This is a genomic window from Streptomyces fulvoviolaceus, assembly GCF_000718165.1.
Taxonomy (GTDB): Bacteria; Actinomycetota; Actinomycetes; order Streptomycetales; family Streptomycetaceae; genus Streptomyces; species Streptomyces fulvoviolaceus.
The window spans coordinates 1-290 of the sequence record NZ_JOEY01000207.1 but is presented as its reverse complement, the minus strand read 5'-3'; the positions used below and the strand labels follow the sequence as shown (position 1 = coordinate 290).

General features: G+C 67.2%; 1 protein-coding gene. It reads right to left on the bottom strand.

Features of this window, described 5'->3' with window-relative positions; translation table 11 throughout:
• Positions 1-290: acyl-CoA dehydrogenase family protein (locus tag IG08_RS0153555; protein WP_030622435.1), on the bottom strand; the 290-nt coding region annotated here is incomplete at both ends.

The window sequence follows — 290 nt, the reverse complement described above, 5'->3', positions numbered from 1 at the left end:
CGCCAGCCGTTGTCGAGGGTTTCGACGTGGGTGTCCTTGCCGGCGTAGACGGCGCAGATCCAGCTGTCGGGGTTGTCGCCCCAGACGTCGTGCTGGGTCTGGTCGGAGAACATGGCGACGAAGAACGCGGTCACGTTGCCGAGGCCGGCGACCCATGAGGTGGATCCGCAGCCGCGGGCGAGTTCGGCCTGTATTTCCAGGGAGGTGCGGATGTCGGTCTGCAGTCCGCCGAAGCGCTTGGGCCGCAGCAGGGACAGCAGTCCGGCCTCGCGCAGTGCGGTGATGTTCTC